The sequence below is a fragment of the Streptomyces sp. NPDC057137 genome (assembly GCF_042670825.1).
In the GTDB taxonomy this organism is placed as follows: domain Bacteria; phylum Actinomycetota; class Actinomycetes; order Streptomycetales; family Streptomycetaceae; genus Streptomyces.
In genome coordinates this window covers 1-1,590 of the sequence record NZ_JBHUUW010000145.1, presented here as the reverse complement: position 1 = coordinate 1,590, position 1,590 = coordinate 1, and the positions used below count along the sequence as shown (strand labels likewise).

General features: G+C 52.8%; 1 rRNA gene. It reads left to right on the top strand.

The features are described 5' to 3' along the window. Window positions 1-1,590 (top strand): 23S ribosomal RNA (locus tag ACFT9I_RS40260); the annotation flags it as partial.

The following is a 1,590-nucleotide window of genomic DNA, read 5'->3' as shown; positions in this document are numbered from 1 at the left end:
GCTCTGGAAAGTGCGGCCATAGTGGGTGATAGCCCTGTACGCGAAAATCTCTTAGTCATGAAATCGAGTAGGACGGAGCACGAGAAACTTTGTCTGAATATGGGGGGACCATCCTCCAAGGCTAAATACTACTGACTGACCGATAGTGAACTAGTACCGTGAGGGAAAGGCGAAAAGAACCCCGGAGAGGGGAGTGAAATAGATCCTGAAACCGTATGCGTACAAGCAGTGGGAGCCCACTTTGTTGGGTGACTGCGTACCTTTTGTATAATGGGTCAGCGACTTATTTTCAGTGGCGAGCTTAACCGAATAGGGGAGGCGTAGCGAAAGCGAGTCTTAATAGGGCGTCTAGTCGCTGGGAATAGACCCGAAACCGGGCGATCTATCCATGGGCAGGTTGAAGGTTGGGTAACACTAACTGGAGGACCGAACCGACTACCGTTGAAAAGTTAGCGGATGACCTGTGGATCGGAGTGAAAGGCTAATCAAGCTCGGAGATAGCTGGTTCTCCTCGAAAGCTATTTAGGTAGCGCCTCATGTATCACTGTAGGGGGTAGAGCACTGTTTCGGCTAGGGGGTCATCCCGACTTACCAAACCGATGCAAACTCCGAATACCTACAAGTGCCGAGCATGGGAGACACACGGCGGGTGCTAACGTCCGTCGTGAAAAGGGAAACAACCCAGACCGTCAGCTAAGGTCCCAAAGTATACGTTAAGTGGAAAAGGATGTGGAGTTGCTTAGACAACCAGGATGTTGGCTTAGAAGCAGCCACCATTTAAAGAGTGCGTAATAGCTCACTGGTCGAGTGACTCTGCGCCGAAAATGTACCGGGGCTAAACGTATCACCGAAGCTGTGGATGGACACCGTTGGTGTCCGTGGTAGGAGAGCGTTCTAAGGGCTGAGAAGCTAGACCGTAAGGACTGGTGGAGCGCTTAGAAGTGAGAATGCCGGTATGAGTAGCGAAAGAAGGGTGAGAATCCCTTCCACCGAATGCCTAAGGTTTCCTGAGGAAGGCTCGTCCGCTCAGGGTTAGTCGGGACCTAAGCCGAGGCCGAAAGGCGTAGGCGATGGACAACAGGTTGATATTCCTGTACCACCTCTTCACCGTTTGAACGATGGGGGGACGCAGGAGGATAGGGTAAGCGCGCTGCTGGAATAGCGCGTCCAAGCAGTTAGAGGGGTGACGAGGCAAATCCCGTCACCATGTACCTTGAGCTGTGATGGCGAGGGAAATATAGTACCGAAGTTCCTGATTCCACACTGCCTAGAAAATCCTCTAGTGAGGTGAAAGGTGCCCGTACCGCAAACCGACACAGGTAGGCGAGGAGAGAATCCTAAGGTGAGCGAGAGAACTCTCGTTAAGGAACTCGGCAAAATGACCCCGTAACTTCGGGAGAAGGGGTGCTCTGTTAGGGTGCAAGCCCGAGAGAGCCGCAGTGAATAGGCCCAGGCGACTGTTTAGCAAAAACACAGGTCTCTGCGAAGCCGTAAGGCGAAGTATAGGGGCTGACGCCTGCCCGGTGCTGGAAGGTTAAGAGGAGGGGTTATCCTTTGGGAGAAGCTCTGAATCGAAGCCCCAGTAAACGG